Genomic DNA, 15,799 nt, shown 5'->3' on the forward strand with positions numbered 1-15,799 from the left:
CGCAGAAGTTGCGCGATCCGGCTCAGCCGCCCTGCGCCGCCTGAAGCGCCTGCCGGATCGCTTCCATGCTGGCCAGCGCCATCAGCCTGCCTTCGCCGTCCACCGCCAGCATGTCGCGCGGCAGGGTCACGACGAAATCGCCTTCGCGGATCACGATGTTGTCGCCATCGATCATGTCCACGCTGCCCAGTGCCTGCTGGTCGGCGGTGACCACGGCGGCGCCTTCCACCAGCGCGGCATCGCGCGCGGCGGCGGCTTCGGCCAGCTGGCGTTCGTAGATTGAATCGAGTTCAGCCTTGGTGATGTTCAGCGAGGGGCCGCTTTCGGTGATGGCAAAGGCATTGGCGGGCAGCGGGATGCGGTGCGCGCCCGTATCGACCGTCACGGTCGACCCATCGTTGGAAACAACCGTGCCAATCGGGTTGGCGTCGTTGCCGGTTACCGTTGCGCCCACATCCTGGGCCATCACGGTCACAGGCGCAGCCAGCATGACCGCCGCCGCGAAAATCGTCTGATAGGTCTTCAATGCTTTATCCTCTTTACCAGTCTCGCCCGCATCAGGCACGCAGCCACCCAACCCGCAAAACGCAGGGAAAGCGGCACAGGGCCTGATCGGAAACCACCAAGGCAGGTGCGCCTCGCCTTTCCAGCTTGTGGATTGCTGAAGTGATCGCAACCCCGAACGGGACGGACCGTGGCCCAGCTTCCATGAGCCGAGCCACAGCCCGCCAATTCCGTGCGCCAGTGCCAAACTATACCGGCGCGCTGGCCGGGGGATCAGGCTTGCGCGGCGTGGGGCCGCCCGCCGCCGCGCCTGCGGTTACGGTTGCGGTTGCGACCGTCATTCTGCCTGCCGGCAGGCCGGGCTTCGCCTGAACGGGCCGTGCCTTCCGCGTTGGCGGGCGCGGGACGCGCACCCTTGGGCCGCACGGCGACATCGGGATGGCGGCGCGGGCCACGGTTGCGGGCTTCGGCCTGGCGGTTGCGGCGGTTGGAGCCGCCATTGCGGTTATCTTCCGAATGTTCCGCGCCCAGCTGCTTGGCAGACGGCTTGGGCAGGCGGGCGGCCTGTTCGAGAAAATTGGCGGGCAGCGGGGCAGCAATCGGCTGCACGCCGGTCAGCCGCACGATATCGCGCAGATAGGTCTTTTCATCGCCTGCACAGTAACTGATCGCCATGCCGCCGCGCCCGGCGCGCGCGGTGCGGCCGATGCGGTGAACATATTGTTCGGGCACATTGGGCAGTTCGAAATTGAACACCGCCGACACGCCGGGCACATCGATCCCGCGCGCGGCAATATCGGTGGCGACCAGCACGGGAACGCGGCCGGCGCGGAACCCGTCCAGCGCACGGGTGCGCTGCGCCTGGCTTTTGTTGCCGTGAATGGCGGCGGCTTCGATCCCGGCGGCAATCAGGTGCTTCACCACGCGGTCCGCGCCGTGCTTGGTGCGGGTGAAAACGAGGCAGCTTTCAATATCGCCCGATTCCAGCCCCTTCTTCAGGGAAATGGTCAGCAGCGCCTGCTTTTCCTTCTGGTCGACATGGGTGACATATTGCGCCACCTTTTCGGCGGTGGTCGATTGCGGGGCGACTTCCACCTTGACCGGGTCGCTGATGAAACGCTTGCCCAATTGGGCGATTTCATTCGGCATGGTGGCGCTGAAAAACAGGCTCTGGCGCTGTTTCGGCAGCAGGCCGGCAATGCGGGTCAGCGGCTTGATGAAACCGAGGTCCATCATCTGGTCGGCTTCATCGAGCACGAAGATTTCGACATGGTCGAGCACCAGCGCGCGCTGTTCGATAAGGTCGAGCAGGCGGCCCGGCGTTGCCACCAGAATATCGGTGCCGCGGCCCAGCGCGCTGATCTGCTTGCCCACGGGCACACCGCCAAACACGGTCTGCACCGACAGGTTCAGATATTTGGCATAGCCGACCATGTTGTCGGCAATCTGTGCGGCGAGTTCGCGGGTGGGGGAGAGCACCAGCATCCGGCAGCCGCGCGGGGTGCGCGGCTTGGGATTGGCGGCAAGGCGGTGCAGGCTGGGCAGCGAAAAGGCGGCGGTCTTGCCGGTGCCGGTCTGCGCAATACCCAGAAGATCGCGGCCTTCCAGAAGCGCGGGAATGGCCTGGCGCTGGATCGGCGTGGGGTCGTTATACCCCTTGGCTTCGAGCGCGCGCAGGATAGGCTCGGCAAGGCCGAGTTCGGTAAAATAGGACATGTAACTCTTTTCTTTCGTTCACATATGTCCGCACGCGCCGGATGGATTCCGGGTGCGGATTGGGGCCTTCAACGGCGACCCAAGCGTGACACGGGTAGCTTTCAGCGGGATGACCACTTGTCCGGTGCCGGTCCTGTTCCCGATTGGACTTGGGAAAGGCTCACGCTTGCAAACGGATCACGCGATGGTTTCGCGTTGGTCTGCAGCGGCATATAGGGATGTTTCGTTAACAAGCAAGCTTGTTACGTCTCAGGGCAATTCCTTCGCTCGCAATTCCTCGGCCAGCATTTCCTCCACCCGTGCGCGATCCGGAAAGCCTTCGGCCACCCAGCGGGCCTCCACTGCGCGAAGGGTGCGGGCGACTTGCGGCCCGGCGCTTACGCCGCGTGCCACGATTTCTCCGCCTTTCAGCGGCAGTTCGGGAATGGCCCAGCCATCCAGCGCTACCGGATCGCCGCCTGCCAGCAGCACCCGGTCACGCGCCGCATCCATGCCGATGCGATAGGCGAGTGCCCGCGGATCGGCCGCGTCGTCATCCTCGCGCCCCGCGCACAGCGCCAGATGCTTTTTCTGCGCGGCGGAAAGTTTCAGGCGCGCAGCCACCTTTTCCGCCAGCGCCGGATCGGCTGGCAACAAAGCAGCCATGCGGCGCAAGGGATTGGGGGCAATTCCAAGCCGCTGTTCGTGTGCCACCAGCGCGGGCAGGGTTGACGCATCGGCTTCCGGCAGCACAACCGGCAACACCCCCAGCCGCTGCATCCGTTCCACTGTGGGCGCGGGATCGGGCAGGGCCAGCAGGCCGAGCAGTTCCATCGCCACCCGCTCCCGGCTCAACCCCTTCAGCGTGGCCGCAAGGTCGCGGCAGGCGGCTTCCGCCTCGCCATCCAGCATCCCGCCGAAGCGCGCCTGAAAGCGGAAATAGCGAAGGATGCGCAAGTGATCCTCGGCAATGCGTTGGCGGGCATCGCCGATAAAACGCACCCGGCGTGCGGAAAGATCGTCTTGCCCGCCAAAAAAATCGGCAATTTCCCGCGTCACCGGGTGGGCATAGAGCGCGTTGATCGTAAAATCGCGCCGCGCGGCATCGTCGCGCCAGTCATCGGCAAAGGCGACCGTGGCGCGCCGCCCATCGGTGGAGACATCGCGCCTGAGCGTCGTCACTTCGACATTGCCGCCGGGCAGGATCGCGGTGACGGTGCCGTGAGCAATGCCTGTGGGAACGGTGCGGATGCCTGCGGCGGCGCACAACTCCACCACCTGTTCGGGGCGCAGCGTGGTTGCCGCGTCAATATCCTTGACCGGATAGCCCAGCAGCGTGTCGCGCACTGCGCCGCCCACCCAGCGCAGATTGTCCGCGCCCAAGGCGGCCACGAGCGCCGCCAGATCCCTGCGCTGCGTCCATTCGGCGGCGGGCAGTCGGCTCATGCCTTGTCCCCTAGCCCGTTCAGCCGCTGCGCCAGATTGGCGATGATCGCCGCCGTTACGCCCCAGATCCGGTGCCCTTCCCACATGATCTCGATATAGGGGTGCATCTCGCCTTCGAACATCGCTTCCTTGCGCGCATGGTTTGCCGGGTCGAGCACGAAGGCCAGCGGCGGTTCGAACCACGACGACACTTCATCGGGGTTGGGCACCAAGGGCAGATCGGGCGGCAGCGTGGCGATCACCGGGGTTACTTCATAGCCTGTGCCGGTGACGAAACGGTCGGAGGTGCCGATCACGCGGACATTGGCCGGGTCGATGCCCAGCTCCTCGTTCGCTTCGCGCAGGGCGGCGGCCACGGCATCCTCGCCCGGATCGAGCTTGCCGCCGGGAAAGGCCACTTGACCCGCATGTTTTCGCATATCGGCGCGGCGGTGCGTCAGGATAACGCCGGGTTCGGGGCGTTCGGTGATGCCGATCAGCACGGCAGCAGGGGTCAGCACCGGCGGCAGGCGCACGGCAAAGCCGGGCAGCACGGTCACATTCTCGCGCGCGTGGCCGCGTTCGAAATGGTCGGCCAGGCGGTCGAATATCTCGATCATGCGGCAAACAGGCGGATGGCGACGGGCATGGCCCTTCAGATGGCAGGAAGTCTCACCCCTTCCAAGGGCCAAGCGTGCCTTCGCGCGGCAGGATCGCCGGATTTGCACAGCGCAGCAGCAGCCGGTCCTTTTCCCACGGGCCGGGCAACGTCCAGCCGCCGGTGTAATCGGCGGAAAAGCCAAAGCGGCCGTAATAGGGCGCATCGCCAATCAGCACCTGCGGCAGCGGCTCCACCTGCCTGCCGATTTCGCCGAGGGCCTGCGCCTGCGCCAGCATCAGCGCGGTGCCAAAACCTTCGCCCTGCTTTTCGGGCAGAACCGCCACCGGTCCCACCATGATCAGCGGATGCGCGCGGCCCTGCACATCGGTCAGCGCCACGGGCCATGCCTGAATGGTGGCGACCAGCATCTGCTCCTCATCCACCAGCCCGAAGCTGAGCGCGGGGAGGTAAGGCGCATCGCCGCGCACCTTGTAGGCGGTGCGCGCCTTGCGCCCCGGCCCGAAGGCGCGGTCGAGCAGTTCCTCGACCATGGCCGGGTCCACCGCGTCGAGGGGAATCAGCGAAGGCGCAAGCTTGTCCATGGGCGCGCGCCGATAAAGGGGGCTGCGCGCCCATGCAAATGTTACCGCTGTTACCGGGGAAATTAATCGGCTGCGGTCACGTGCAGCAGCCGCCCGCGCGGGCCGTCTTCCACCAGCCACAGCGATCCGTCCGCGGCTTCGGCAATGTCGCGCAGCCGCACAGGGAACTTGTAGCGCGCCTCCTCGGTCGCGGAATTGCTTGCCGCATCGACCGAAACGCGCACGATGCTGGTCACGCTGCCCATCGCCGCGATCAGCGCCTGCCCGCGCCATGCGGGGAACATTTCGCCGCGATAGAACAGCATGTCGCCCGGCGCGATCACCGGGTTCCAGTAAATCGCCGGCTTCACAAAGCCGTCATCCGGCGTGTGGTCGGGAATGGGGTCGCCGTTGTAATTGATGCCGTAAGACCGCGTGGGCCAGCCGTAATTATTGCCCGGCTCTACCAGGTTCAGCTCGTCCCCGCCGCGTGGACCATGCTCCAGATCCCAGAGATTGCCGTCCAGATCGAATTGCAGGCCGAGCAGGTTGCGCTGGCCATAGGACCAGATCTGATCGGCGGGTGAGCCTTGCGCGGCAAAGGGATTGCCCGCTGCGGGGGTGCCATCGAGGTTCAGGCGCAGCACCTTGCCCAGATTGTTGTCGAGCTGTTGCGGCAGCCCCGGCTGCATCCGGTCGCCGCTGGACAGGAACAGATGGCGGCCATCGGGTGAGAAGGCGAATTTGTGGCTGAAATGGCCGAAAGCATTTGTTGCCGGTTCCTGCCGCCAGATTTCGGTGAGGCCCGAAATGGTGCAGGCGGCGCCATCGCAGGAAAGCTGCCCGCGCGCAGCGACCGCGCGGCGCGCGTCACCGCCCGCGCTTTGCGCCCAGGATAGGTAGATCGTGCCGCTTTGCGCGTAATCAGGGGCGAAGGCCACATCGCCAAGCCCGCCTTGGCCGCCATAGCCCACTTCGGGCAGGCCGTTCACCGGCAGCACCGTGCCTGTGGCCGGGTTGTAATATTTGGCCGTGCCGCCCTTTTCGGTAATCAGCAGATTGCCGGTGCCCGGCTCCACCGCGATGGCCCAGCCTTCGGTCAGGCCAATATGCGCGGTGGCGGCAAAGGGCGATCCGGCTTCCAGTTCCACCGGCTGGCCCGCAACGGTCTGCGCAACGGCCACGCTATCCCCCATCGCAGGCGCGCCGCAGCTTGCGGCAAACAGCGCCACAGGGAATAGAGCGAGGGACATGGATTTGTGCATGATGCTCTCCGGATCTTCAGCGTTCGATTTCGCGGCCCATTATGCGCCCGGCCTGCCGGTTGCGGGTGTGGACGAGGCGGGAAGGGGGCCGCTGGCTGGGCCTGTTGTGGCGGCTGCAGTCGTCCTGTGCAAGCCGGGACCAAAGGGGGTGGGCGATTCCAAGCGTCTTTCGCCCGCCCGCCGCGCCGTGCTGGAGGCGGAAATTCGCGCCACCTGCGCCTTTGGCATCGGGGTTGTGGATGTGGCGGAGATTGACCGGATCAATATCTTCGCCGCCACCATGCTGGCGATGACGCGCGCGGTCGAGCGGCTGTGCGCCGCGGCCGGGCTGGAGGATATTGAAACGCTGATCGACGGGAACCTTACCCCGGCGGGCCGCGCATCGGGCTGGCGCTGGCCGGCGCGCGCAATCGTGGGCGGAGACGGGAAGGAGGCGTGCATCGGCGCGGCGAGCATCCTTGCGAAGGAATACCGCGACCGTTGGATGGTGCAGGCCGCGCAGCGCCACCCGCATTACGGGTGGGAGCGAAACAAGGGTTACGGCTCGAAGGAGCATATGGAGGCGCTGCGCCGCCATGGCCCCAGCCCGCTGCACCGGATGAGCTTTGCGCCCGTCGCGCAGGCCGCGATGGATTTCTGAACTTAACGGCTGAACAGAGTCCTTGCCGCCACACCGCCACATATCGAGTCTCCTTTCCGGAAAGGGACTCAACATCTTGTGGCGGACTCTTTTCGTTCCTCCTGAAGCGCGGCGGCCCGTGCATGGCTCATCTGAAATTGCCGCTTGACCTGCGGACTCGCAGGACTCACCCTGTGGATAACTCAGGGGTCAAAGCGTTTATGGGCAGTGTAACAAAATTGCGGGCGGCACCTGCCGCCAGGGTGAAGTCTGCGGCCGTGAAGGTCGACAAGAAGGATCTGCCGCTGGGCCGCATCCTCGATGGCGACTGTGTGGAAGCGATGCGCAGCCTGCCCGACAATTGCATCGACCTGATCTTTGCCGATCCGCCCTATAACCTTCAACTGGGCGGCGATCTGAACCGGCCCGATGGCAGCCATGTCGACGCGGTCACCGACCATTGGGACCAGTTCGACAGCTTTGGCGCTTATGACCGCTTCACGCGTGCCTGGCTGACCGAGGCGCGCCGCGTGCTCAAACCCGATGGCGCGATTTGGGTGATCGGTTCCTATCACAACATCTTCCGCGTGGGCGCGCTGATGCAGGATCTGGGGTTCTGGATCCTCAACGACATTGTCTGGCGCAAGACCAACCCCATGCCCAATTTCCGCGGCACGCGATTCACCAATGCGCACGAAACCCTGATCTGGGCGAGCATGGGCGAGAAGGCGAAATACCATTTCAACTACCGCGCCATGAAAACGCTGAATGACGAGCTTCAGATGCGCAGCGACTGGGTGCTGCCGATCTGTTCGGGCGGTGAGCGGCTCAAGGACGATGCCGGGCACAAGGCGCATCCGACACAGAAGCCGGAGGCGCTGCTTTACCGCGTGCTGCTGGCGACCAGCGAGGCGGGCGATGTGGTGCTCGATCCCTTCTTCGGCACTGGCACTACCGGCGCTGTCGCCAAGCGATTGGGGCGCGAGTGGATCGGCTGCGAGCGCGAGGATGCCTATCGCAAGGTCGCCACGGCGCGCATCGCCAAGGAATTGCCGCTCGACGAAAGCGCGATCACCACGATGCAGAGCAAGCGCGACGCGCCGCGCGTGGCCTTTGGTGCGGTGGTGGAGGCGGGCCTTTTGCCCCCCGGCACCAAGCTGACGGACAAGCAACGCCGCTGGATCGCCGAAGTGCGTGCCGATGGCTCGATCGCCTGCGGGGCTCTGACAGGCTCGATCCACGGCGTCGGCAAGGAATTGCAAGGCGCACCCAGCTGCAACGGCTGGAGTTTCTGGCATTACGAAGCAGCGGATGGCCTCAAACCGATCGACGCCGCACGGCAGACCTATCTGCTGGCGGTGGAAGATTGATCTGCTCTGCTTTCGCGCTGCCGGCAAATTGAGCTACCGCTTCGGCCATGACCCAGCGCCTCTATATCCAGCCGCTCACCTTCGTCTCCGGCCCGCAGGCGGTGGAGGGCGATGCCTTGCGCCTCGGTGGCAGCATGGTGTGGGCGAGCCACTTCGCGGTGATCGTGCGCGATGGCGACCGCGTGACGCAGCGGCTGATCGCCACGCCCCGGACCATGCCCGCCACGCTGGAAAGGCTCGGCGGCGATCTGGCCGCAGAAGGCGCGACGCAATGGGCCGACCTCGGCAAGGTTCACACCCCGCTGCAATGCGGGCAGCGCACGATCCGGCTTGATCAGCCGCAAGTGATGGGCGTGCTCAATGTCACGCCCGACAGCTTTTCCGATGGCGGGCAGTTCATGGACGATCCCGCCGCCATGCAGGCGCAGGCCGCCGCCATGCACGAGGCAGGCGCGGCCATCATCGACATTGGCGGCGAAAGCACCCGCCCCGGCGCGGCCGCCGTGTGGGAGGGGGACGAGCTGAAGCGCGTGGTCCCCGCAATCGAATACTGCACCCGCATGGGCGCGGCGGTCAGCATTGACACGCGCCGCCCGGCGGTGATGCAGGCCGCGCTGGATGCCGGCGCGCATATCCTGAACGATGTATCCGCGCTGCGCCACGATCCGCGCAGCATGGGCTTTGCCGCGTCATCCGGCCGCCCGGTGATCCTGATGCACGCGCCGGGGCCGAGTAACGAGGCGGCGCAGGATCTGCACGCCAATGGCGATTACGCCAATGTGGTGTTCGACGTGTTCGACTGGCTGCGCGAGAGGCGCGATGCGGCGCTGGCCGCAGGGGTGGCGCGGACGAACATCGTGCTCGACCCCGGCGTGGGCTTTGGCAAGACGCTGGCCGATAATCTGGCGCTGATGAACGCGCTGCCGCTGTTCCACGCGCTGGGCCAGCCGCTGCTGCTGGGCGCCAGCCGCAAACGCATGATCGGCGCGCTGAGCAACGAAGCGGGCGCGCACCAGCGTCTGGGCGGATCGCTGGCCCTGGCGCTGCGCGGGATGGATGCGGGATACCACCTGCTGCGCGTGCACGACGTGTTCGAAACGGTGCAGGCACGGAATGTGTGGCGCGGGATGCGCGATGCCGCGCTGACCGACTTTGCGGGGCTGCCGGGGTAGGGGGTGTAAATGGACTGGACCGCGTTTGGGATTGCGGCATTAGGCATTCTGAGAACGCTGTTGGCACCGCTGATTGCGCATCGGCTCGAAAAGACGCGCCAATCCTTGGCAAATGCTCGCGAAGACGAAGCAATATTGCGACGAAAGCTCGAAGAAACTTTGGGCGAGATCGACCGCCTTCAACATTTGGCAAACTTGTCGGGAATTGCTGCGATGAGAATCGCGAATGGGGAAAAGGGAGTTGAGCAGCAAAGTCCATTCGATCTTGGTCGCCTATGAGCGAATGTTGCTCTCTATTTTCCAGAGCATTTGGACGCACTTAACGAATATGACAGCGAAAAGGCTTCGAGGGTCAGCGATCTGCGGCAAGATTTTAAGGACGATCCTGTAACAGCGATGGCCACCTATACGATGTTGGCTTCCGCCATATTCGGAAAGCTTGCAACGAGGTCGCGGGGTCAGCTTGAATCCCGTGCCCTAGGTATCCGAATTCCCTCGAAGTCATAAGCTTAGTTGATGAGACGAAACGTTAAGCTAGGCTGCCAATCCCTGGTTAACTCTATCCCGGCGCAGCCGCAGACCCGGCCAGCAATCCGCCGTCGATATTCAGTTCCGCACCGGTGATATAGGTCACCTCGTCCGATGCCAGCAGCACGGCGAGCGCCGCGACTTCCTCTGCCGTGCCGAAACGCCTGAGCGGGGTGTCGGCCACGAAGGCGGCCATGTTTACCTCCCGCTCTGGCCCGGTGCCCAGCAGCGGCTCCCACATCGGCGTGAGGATCGCGGCGGGGTGGATCGAATTGCAGCGGATCGCCCAGCCGTTCTGCGCGCACCACAGCGCCACCGATTTGGTGTGGTTGCGGATCGCCGCCTTGGAACTGGCATAGGCCGCCGCGCCCGGTATGCCGACCAGCCCTGAACGCGACGAGATATTGATGATCGACCCGCGCCCTGCCTCTTTCATCGCCCGGATGGCATAGCGGCAGCCCAGGAAGGTGCCGTCCAGATTGGTGGCATGAACCGCGCGCCAATCGGCCAGGCTGGCGTTTTCGGGATCGTGCGGGCCGGGCGAGGATTCAAAGCCGGTTATCCCGGCATTGTTCACCACGATATCGGCGCAGGGGAGAACGCGGGCGATGGCGTCCCAATCGGTTTCAAGCCGGACATCGAGTTTATGGAAACGGCAGCCGATCCGCGCGGCGGCGGCTTCGCCTTCGGCCACGGCAATATCGGTCAGCAGGACGTCGGCACCTTCGCGGGCAAAGGCCTCGGCTATGGCAAGGCCGATACCGCGCGCAGCGCCAGTGACAAGGGCGGTTTTGCCGCGCAGGCGCGGGCATTGGGTGGCAGGCATGGGATGTTCCTTGAAAGCAATTGGTCAGGCGCGGCGTCAGGCCGCGAACGCAGGATAAAACCGCCGGGGCGGTGTCACTGGACCAATGCAGGAACTCCTCTTTCAACGGGGTGAGATTACGCCCCTCAGGCCGCGCTTTCAATCCCCAGATCGGTAAGCTTGCGGTAGAGCGTGGAACGGCCGATGCCCAGCCGCCGGGCCACTTCGGTCATGCGGCCGCGGTAATGGCCGATGGCGAGGCGGATGACGTCGGCCTCGATCTCCTCCAGCGGGCGCAGATTGCCGTCGGCGGTGTAGATCTGCACGCCCGCGCTTTCCATCACCGGCTGGTTAGCCTCGGCCAGCTCCCCGATCATTTGCTGAAGCTGCGGGAAATCGGCAGCGGTCAGCGCGTCGCCGTCGCAGAACACCGCCGCGCGAAACAGGACCGCCTGCAATTGCCGCAAATTGCCCGGCCAGTCGAACGCGGCGAGCAGTTTCAGCGCTCCGTCGGTAATGCCCAATTGCCTGAGGCCCGGCTGCTCGCCAATACGGGCAAGGAAATGGCGGGTGAGTGCGGCAATATCGCCGTTGCGTTCGCGCAAAGGGGGCAGGGTGATGATCGTGCGGCTGAGATGATCGAGCAGATCGGCGCGGAAATGGCCGCCTGCCACAAGGTCGGCCAGCGGCAGATTGCTCGCCGAGATAATGCGCACATCCACCTTGAAACTGTGCCGCGCGCCGATGGGTCGGACGGTGCCATTGGTGAGGGCTTCGGCCAGCCGGTCCTGCAATTCGGGCGGCAGGCGGTCCACCTCGTCGAGAACCAGCGTGCCGCCGTCGCAATGCTGCAGCGCGCCCACCTGCCGGTCGAACGCGCCGGCAAAGGCGCCTTTTTCATGCCCGAACAGCACGGATTCGAGGCTTGATGTGGGAACGCCGCCAATATTGATCGCGCGGTATGGCGCGCGCGCACGCGGGCTGGCGGCGTGCATGGCGCGCACCAGCATTTCCTTGCCGGTGCCGCTTTCCCCTTCGATCAGGATGTTGCCATGGCCGCGCGCCGCCTTCGCCGCCTTGGCCAGCGCATCGCGGAAACCGGGCGCGGTGCCCACCATCGCGTCGAAATCGAGGCGGGCGGGCATTTTCTCGGTCAGCGGGGTGAGTTCATAACGCGGCGCTTCGTGCGATGTGGCGTTGCGCAGCGCCTGCATCAGCCGTTCGGGTGCAACGGGTTTGACGAGGTAATCGGTCGCGCCCGCGCGCATCGCTTCCACCGCCAGCAAAGGCGATGTGCTGGCCGTCAGCATCAATATGGGCAGGGCCGGACGGCGTTCTTTCAGTTCGGCGATCAGCTCGCACGCGGCATCGCCCGGCACCCATTGATCAAGGATAATGGCGGACAGCTGCATCCCCTGCCGCGTGCCCAGCGTGGCGATGGCCTTTTCCGCCTCGTCCACCACCAGCGTGCGCCAGCCCTCGCGCGCGGCCAGCGCGGTGATGAGGCGGCTTTGCGCCGGCTCGTCATCGATCAGCATCAGCAGCCGCTGTTCGGCTTCTGCCATTTGTCCCCACCTGGCGATTTGAGGCCGGACCCCCGGCGTGAAAAGCAGGGATTAGCAGGCGGGGGTAAAGAGGCGATTAAGGAGCCGCTTTCGGTGTTTCGGCGTCGATCGCGCGCGCTGCAACCCGCTATGTCCCCCTAGGTCGCTTTCAGGCACTTGAGTGCGAAGAGCAGGGGCGATAGAGCTTGAGCCACGCAATTTTCGTAGATTCTGACAGGGACACGCAGGCACATGGCCAATTCGCAGGACATCAAACCGAACGAGAAGACCTATGACAGCTTCATTTCGATGCTGAAATGGGCAACCCCGCTGATTGCGGTGCTGGTGCTGATCGTTCTCATGATCATCAGCTGAGCGGCGCGGTGGGGGGGATCCGCATCGCCGTTCTGAAAGAGCGGGCCGCTGGCGAAACCCGCACTGCTGCAACCCCGGAAACGGTGAAGAAATTCATCGCTTTGGGGGCCGAAATGGCGGTTGAGGCGGGCGCGGGGCTTTCTGCCTCCATAACAGACGAAGATTACCGCGCCGCCGGGGCGCAGGTGGGTGACGCCGCTGCAGCGGTGGCGGGCGCGGATATCGTGCTGGCCGTGCAGGCGCCCGATCCAGCCTTGCTGGCCGGCGCAAAGCCGGGCGCATGGGTGGCCGCCACATTCGATCCGTTCCGGGATCGGGCGCGGGTGGATGCCTATGCCGCCGCCGGGCTTGAAGCGCTGGCGATGGAATTCATGCCGCGCATTACCCGCGCACAAAGCATGGACGTGCTCTCCAGCCAGTCGAACCTTGCCGGTTACAAGGCGGTGCTGGCCGCGGCGAACCAGTATGGCCGCGCCTTTCCGATGATGATGACGGCCGCAGGCACGGTCTCTGCCGCCAAGGTGTTCGTGATGGGCGTGGGCGTGGCGGGGCTTCAGGCGATTGCCACCGCACGGCGGCTGGGCGCGCAGGTGTCCGCCACCGATGTGCGCAGCGCGACGAAGGAACAGATCCAGTCGCTGGGCGCAAAGCCCGTTTTCGTTGAAAGCGTGGCCGGGATCGAGGGCGAGGGTGCGGGCGGCTATGCCACGGAAATGTCGCCCGAATATCAGGCGGCGCAGGCCGAACTGGTATCCAGCCACATCGCCAAGCAGGATATCGTCATCACCACCGCGCTGATCCCCGGCAGGCCCGCCCCGCGCCTGATAACCGACGCGCAAATCGCCACCATGCGGCCCGGCAGCGTGATTTTCGATCTCGCCGTGGCGCAGGGCGGCAATGTGGAAGGCAGCGTGGCCGACGAAGTGGTGGAGCGCCACGGAGTGTTCATCATGGGCTATTCCAACACGCCCGCGCACCTGCCCGCCGATGCGAGCGCGCTGTTCAGCCGCAACCACTACAACTTCCTCTCCGCCTTCTGGGACAAGGCAGCAGGGCGGCCGGTGCTGGACGAGGAAATCGGCAACGCCATCCGCCTGACGCAAGGCGGCATAGTGGTGAGTGAGAGGCTCAAGGGGTGAAAAAGCCCGTCGCCAGCTATGACCGCATCGACGACCTCAAAAGATTGATGGTCAACGCCAGGCGGCTGGGTGATGAAGCGATCTATAACGCTGCCTTCAAGCGCCGTTGCCAGCTCGAAGGAATCAATCAGGATGATCCTCTCCATCGAGATTTTTTTGAAGTCTTGGCGGCATACGAAGAACTTCTTGAAGAGAAGCACGGCCGCAAGCAAAGAGCGAGTTATACGAGGCGAAAAGTAAAAGAAACAGGTGTCGAGCAATGTCTGATCGATTGGGCTTTGGATCCTAAGGAAACAGATGGTTTTCAGACGTTGCGTGATCGAGGGATGCTCGACCTGACAGGGGAGCATGTCGTGACCAAGTACCCTGACAGATTCGATGACCATGTAGTTGCGGCTGCGAAGGCACGATTGGAAAGGTATCGGTAAGCCAATGGACTTCATTGCAATCCTCTCGATCTTCGTGCTGTCCTGTTTCGTGGGGTACTACGTCGTTTGGTCAGTGACGCCTGCGCTGCACACGCCGCTGATGGCGGTGACCAATGCGATCTCCTCCGTCATCATCGTGGGCGCGCTGGTGGCGAGTGCCGAGGCGGGCAGTGCGACGGCGAAATGGCTGGGCTTGGCGGCCGTGGTGATGGCATCCGTCAATATCTTTGGCGGCTTTGCCGTGACCGAGCGGATGCTGGCGATGTACAAGAAGAAGGAGAAGAAGTGATGCTCTCCTTCCTTGCTGTCGGAGCGGATGGTGCGGGCGTGAACCCCTGGGTGGGCCTGGCCTATCTGATCGCAGGCGTGCTGTTCATCCTCGCACTGCGAGGCCTGTCGCACCCCGCCACCAGCCGCGCGGGCAACCGTTATGGCATGGCGGGGATGCTAATTGCGGTGGTGACCACGCTGGTGACGCACGACTTGGCCAGCCTGCCCGAAATCCTTGTCGCCATCGGCATTGGCGGTGTGATCGGTTTCGTTATCGCCCGGCGCATCAAGATGACGGATATGCCGCAGCTCGTGGCGGCGTTTCACAGCCTTGTCGGCCTTGCCGCCGTGCTGGTGGGCTGGGCGGCCTATCTCAACCCGGAGGCGTTCGGCATCCTTCTGCCGACAGGCGCGATCAACCCGGTCAGCCGCCTCGAACTGGGCCTTGGCATCGCCATCGGCGCGATCACCTTTTCGGGCAGCGTCATCGCCTTCCTGAAGCTGGCGGGCAAGATGAGCGGCGCGCCCATCCTGCTGCCTGCGCGGCACCTGATCAATCTGGGCACGCTGGCGGCGATACTGGGGCTGACCGGCTGGTTCATGACCGATCAGGCAATCTGGATCATCGCCACGATCACCGTGCTCGCCTTCGTCATCGGCTTTTTGCTCATCATCCCCATCGGCGGGGCGGATATGCCGGTGGTGGTGTCGATGCTCAACAGCTACTCCGGCTGGGCGGCGGCGGCGATGGGTTTTACCCTCGGCAATACGGCAATGATCGTGACCGGTGCGTTGGTCGGCTCGTCCGGCGCGATCCTGTCCTACATCATGTGCCGCGCGATGAATCGCAGCTTCATCAGCGTGATTGCGGGCGGATTTGGCGCGGACGCCAGCGCGGCGGGCGGAGCAGCGAAAGAGCAGCGCCCGTGGAAGCAGGGCAGCGCGGACGATGCCGCCTTCATGCTGAAACAGGCCGAAAGCGTCATCATCATCCCCGGATACGGCATGGCCGTGGCGCAGGCGCAGCATGCGCTTCGCGAGATGGCCGATCATCTGAAAAAGGAAGGCGTCAGCGTGAAATACGCCATCCACCCGGTGGCGGGCCGTATGCCGGGCCACATGAATGTGCTGCTGGCCGAGGCCAATGTGCCCTATGACGAAGTGTTCGAGCTGGAGGATATCAACAGCGAATTTGCGCAGTGCGACGTCGCTTTCATCATTGGCGCGAACGATGTGGTGAACCCGGCGGCGAAGACCGACAAGGCCAGCCCGATCTACGGAATGCCCGTGTTCGATGTGGACAAGGCCAAGCAGGTGTTCTTCATCAAGCGCAGCATGGGCGGCGTCGGCTATGCCGGTGTGGATAACGATGTGTTCTATATGGATCAGACCATGATGCTGCTGGCCGATGCCAAGAAGATGGTCGAAGACATCAACAAGGCGCTCGACGCCTGATAACCTGACACAGGGATCACGTT

Annotated in this window: 17 protein-coding genes; 9 read left to right on the forward strand and 8 right to left on the reverse strand. The window is 64.4% G+C overall.

Features of this window, described 5'->3' with window-relative positions:
- Positions 1 to 22: 22 nt before the first annotated feature.
- The 6 genes from WFP39_RS12050 to WFP39_RS12075 form a co-directional block, all read right to left on the reverse strand.
- Positions 23 to 526 carry a hypothetical protein gene (locus tag WFP39_RS12050; protein WP_336919918.1) on the reverse strand — a complete coding sequence of 168 codons (504 nt, stop codon included), beginning with the start codon at positions 524 to 526 and terminating at the stop codon, positions 23 to 25.
- A 251-nt stretch (positions 527 to 777) separates the two neighbouring features.
- Positions 778 to 2,220, reverse strand: coding sequence for a DEAD/DEAH box helicase (locus WFP39_RS12055; protein WP_336919920.1), 1,443 nt, complete (start codon positions 2,218 to 2,220; stop codon positions 778 to 780).
- Positions 2,221 to 2,469: 249 nt separating this feature from the next.
- Positions 2,470 to 3,645 (reverse strand): CCA tRNA nucleotidyltransferase, encoded by a 1,176-nt coding sequence (locus WFP39_RS12060; protein WP_336919921.1) that lies wholly within the window; start codon positions 3,643 to 3,645, stop codon positions 2,470 to 2,472.
- Positions 3,642 to 4,244, reverse strand: coding sequence for a CoA pyrophosphatase (locus tag WFP39_RS12065; RefSeq protein ID WP_336919923.1), 603 nt, complete (start codon positions 4,242 to 4,244; stop codon positions 3,642 to 3,644). Before WFP39_RS12065 ends, WFP39_RS12060 begins: the two co-directional genes overlap by 4 nt.
- 52 nt (positions 4,245 to 4,296) lie before the next feature.
- Complete coding sequence (locus tag WFP39_RS12070; RefSeq protein WP_336919925.1) at positions 4,297 to 4,827, reverse strand: GNAT family N-acetyltransferase; 531 nt, start codon at positions 4,825 to 4,827, stop codon at positions 4,297 to 4,299.
- A 62-nt stretch (positions 4,828 to 4,889) separates the two neighbouring features.
- Positions 4,890 to 6,059 (reverse strand): PQQ-dependent sugar dehydrogenase, encoded by a 1,170-nt coding sequence (locus tag WFP39_RS12075; protein WP_336919926.1) that lies wholly within the window; start codon positions 6,057 to 6,059, stop codon positions 4,890 to 4,892.
- A 10-nt stretch (positions 6,060 to 6,069) separates the two neighbouring features.
- Here WFP39_RS12075 and WFP39_RS12080 point away from each other — a divergent pair, with 10 nt between their 5' ends.
- The 4 genes from WFP39_RS12080 (at position 6,070) to WFP39_RS12095 (ending at position 9,511) form a co-directional block, all read left to right on the forward strand.
- Positions 6,070 to 6,711, forward strand: a complete 642-nt coding sequence (locus tag WFP39_RS12080; protein ID WP_336919927.1) for a ribonuclease HII — start codon at positions 6,070 to 6,072, stop codon at positions 6,709 to 6,711.
- Between the two features lie 200 nt (positions 6,712 to 6,911).
- Complete coding sequence (locus WFP39_RS12085; protein ID WP_336919929.1) at positions 6,912 to 8,060, forward strand: site-specific DNA-methyltransferase; 1,149 nt, start codon at positions 6,912 to 6,914, stop codon at positions 8,058 to 8,060.
- Between the two features lie 47 nt (positions 8,061 to 8,107).
- Complete coding sequence (gene folP / locus WFP39_RS12090; protein WP_336919931.1) at positions 8,108 to 9,232, forward strand: dihydropteroate synthase; 1,125 nt, start codon at positions 8,108 to 8,110, stop codon at positions 9,230 to 9,232.
- A gap of 9 nt (positions 9,233 to 9,241) precedes the next feature.
- On the forward strand, positions 9,242 to 9,511 hold the full coding sequence (locus tag WFP39_RS12095) for a hypothetical protein (protein WP_336919932.1): 270 nt from the start codon (positions 9,242 to 9,244) through the stop codon (positions 9,509 to 9,511).
- A 280-nt stretch (positions 9,512 to 9,791) separates the two neighbouring features.
- On the opposite strand, the gene WFP39_RS12100 is transcribed toward WFP39_RS12095, so the two are convergent.
- Positions 9,792 to 10,586, reverse strand: a complete 795-nt coding sequence (locus tag WFP39_RS12100) for an SDR family oxidoreductase (RefSeq protein ID WP_336919933.1) — start codon at positions 10,584 to 10,586, stop codon at positions 9,792 to 9,794.
- A gap of 125 nt (positions 10,587 to 10,711) precedes the next feature.
- On the reverse strand, positions 10,712 to 12,130 hold the full coding sequence (locus WFP39_RS12105) for a sigma-54-dependent transcriptional regulator (RefSeq protein WP_336919935.1): 1,419 nt from the start codon (positions 12,128 to 12,130) through the stop codon (positions 10,712 to 10,714).
- A gap of 231 nt (positions 12,131 to 12,361) precedes the next feature.
- Here WFP39_RS12105 and WFP39_RS12110 point away from each other — a divergent pair, with 231 nt between their 5' ends.
- From WFP39_RS12110 to WFP39_RS12130, 5 genes are read left to right on the forward strand one after another with little or no spacing between them, the layout of a single operon-like run.
- Positions 12,362 to 12,484 (forward strand): aa3-type cytochrome c oxidase subunit IV, encoded by a 123-nt coding sequence (locus WFP39_RS12110; protein ID WP_336919937.1) that lies wholly within the window; start codon positions 12,362 to 12,364, stop codon positions 12,482 to 12,484.
- A gap of 17 nt (positions 12,485 to 12,501) precedes the next feature.
- The gene (locus WFP39_RS12115; protein ID WP_336920019.1) at positions 12,502 to 13,623 is read left to right on the forward strand and encodes an NAD(P) transhydrogenase subunit alpha; all 1,122 of its coding nucleotides are present in this window, start codon (positions 12,502 to 12,504) and stop codon (positions 13,621 to 13,623) included.
- Entirely contained in the window at positions 13,620 to 14,051 is a 432-nt protein-coding gene (locus WFP39_RS12120; RefSeq protein ID WP_336919938.1) for a hypothetical protein, read from the forward strand. Before WFP39_RS12115 ends, WFP39_RS12120 begins: the two co-directional genes overlap by 4 nt.
- Positions 14,052 to 14,055: 4 nt before the next feature.
- Positions 14,056 to 14,340 (forward strand): NAD(P) transhydrogenase subunit alpha part 2, encoded by a 285-nt coding sequence (locus WFP39_RS12125; protein ID WP_336919939.1) that lies wholly within the window; start codon positions 14,056 to 14,058, stop codon positions 14,338 to 14,340.
- Positions 14,340 to 15,776, forward strand: coding sequence for an NAD(P)(+) transhydrogenase (Re/Si-specific) subunit beta (locus WFP39_RS12130; RefSeq protein ID WP_336919940.1), 1,437 nt, complete (start codon positions 14,340 to 14,342; stop codon positions 15,774 to 15,776). Before WFP39_RS12125 ends, WFP39_RS12130 begins: the two co-directional genes overlap by 1 nt.
- Positions 15,777 to 15,799: the final 23 nt, after the last annotated feature.

Source organism: Alteraurantiacibacter lauratis (assembly GCF_037154155.1).
Lineage (GTDB): Bacteria > Pseudomonadota > Alphaproteobacteria > Sphingomonadales > Sphingomonadaceae > Alteraurantiacibacter > Alteraurantiacibacter lauratis.

What these genes read in the sequence shown, in the direction of transcription:
- WFP39_RS12075 (WP_336919926.1), bottom strand. Translation starts at nt 6,059, where the DNA reads ATGTCCCTCGCTCTATTCCCTGTGGCGCTGTTTGCCGCAAGCTGCGGC.
- WFP39_RS12130 (WP_336919940.1), top strand. Translation starts at nt 14,340, where the DNA reads ATGCTCTCCTTCCTTGCTGTCGGAGCGGATGGTGCGGGCGTGAACCCC.
- WFP39_RS12125 (WP_336919939.1), top strand. Translation starts at nt 14,056, where the DNA reads ATGGACTTCATTGCAATCCTCTCGATCTTCGTGCTGTCCTGTTTCGTG.
- WFP39_RS12095 (WP_336919932.1), top strand. Translation starts at nt 9,242, where the DNA reads ATGGACTGGACCGCGTTTGGGATTGCGGCATTAGGCATTCTGAGAACG.
- WFP39_RS12055 (WP_336919920.1), bottom strand. Translation starts at nt 2,220, where the DNA reads ATGTCCTATTTTACCGAACTCGGCCTTGCCGAGCCTATCCTGCGCGCG.
- WFP39_RS12080 (WP_336919927.1), top strand. Translation starts at nt 6,070, where the DNA reads ATGATGCTCTCCGGATCTTCAGCGTTCGATTTCGCGGCCCATTATGCG.
- WFP39_RS12085 (WP_336919929.1), top strand. Translation starts at nt 6,912, where the DNA reads ATGGGCAGTGTAACAAAATTGCGGGCGGCACCTGCCGCCAGGGTGAAG.
- WFP39_RS12070 (WP_336919925.1), bottom strand. Translation starts at nt 4,827, where the DNA reads ATGGACAAGCTTGCGCCTTCGCTGATTCCCCTCGACGCGGTGGACCCG.
- WFP39_RS12100 (WP_336919933.1), bottom strand. Translation starts at nt 10,586, where the DNA reads ATGCCTGCCACCCAATGCCCGCGCCTGCGCGGCAAAACCGCCCTTGTC.
- WFP39_RS12060 (WP_336919921.1), bottom strand. Translation starts at nt 3,645, where the DNA reads ATGAGCCGACTGCCCGCCGCCGAATGGACGCAGCGCAGGGATCTGGCG.
- WFP39_RS12105 (WP_336919935.1), bottom strand. Translation starts at nt 12,130, where the DNA reads ATGGCAGAAGCCGAACAGCGGCTGCTGATGCTGATCGATGACGAGCCG.
- folP (WP_336919931.1), top strand. Translation starts at nt 8,108, where the DNA reads ATGACCCAGCGCCTCTATATCCAGCCGCTCACCTTCGTCTCCGGCCCG.
- WFP39_RS12110 (WP_336919937.1), top strand. Translation starts at nt 12,362, where the DNA reads ATGGCCAATTCGCAGGACATCAAACCGAACGAGAAGACCTATGACAGC.
- WFP39_RS12065 (WP_336919923.1), bottom strand. Translation starts at nt 4,244, where the DNA reads ATGATCGAGATATTCGACCGCCTGGCCGACCATTTCGAACGCGGCCAC.